This window comes from uncultured Mesonia sp. (assembly GCA_947499595.1).
GTDB lineage: Bacteria > Bacteroidota > Bacteroidia > Flavobacteriales > Flavobacteriaceae > Mesonia > Mesonia sediminis.
Genome location: CANMOY010000046.1, coordinates 1 through 484 on the forward strand (window position 1 = coordinate 1; position 484 = coordinate 484).

The 484-nt window shown below is 39.3% G+C and carries 1 protein-coding gene; it reads left to right on the plus strand.

From position 1 onward, the window contains the following. Positions 1–17 precede the first annotated feature (17 nt). A partial coding sequence (locus ACH2AZ_RS12505; protein ID WP_394908101.1) for a transposase occupies positions 18–484 on the plus strand: 467 nt, incomplete at its 3' end.

The following is a 484-nucleotide window of genomic DNA, read 5'->3' on the forward strand; positions in this document are numbered from 1 at the left end:
TTTTTTTATCTTTAAAAATGGAATATCAACAAGGAGAAGACCGGGAGCAATTAACTTTATACAGCACTTGTTTAGACGATATGGTCCCTGCCGATAACAGCGTTCGGTTTATCGATCAGTTTGTGGAGCAGTTAGATTTGCAAGAACTAGGCTTTAACAGCTTAGCAACTCAAGGACGTCCGCCCTACCATCCAGGCGATTTACTCAAGCTTTATATTTATGGTTATATGAACCGGATGCGTTCTTCACGCCACCTAGAAAAAGAATGTCACCGCAATCTGGAAGTTATTTGGCTTTTAAAAAACCTAAAGCCAGACCATAATACCATTGCACGCTTTAGAAAAAACAATCCAAAGGCAATCGCTCGTGTGTTTAGGGCGAGTGTTAGCATTGCCAAAAATTTTAACCTTATAGGCGGCGAACTTATCGCTGGAGATTCAACAAAATTAAGAGCTCAGAACAGTAAGAAAAACAACTATAATAA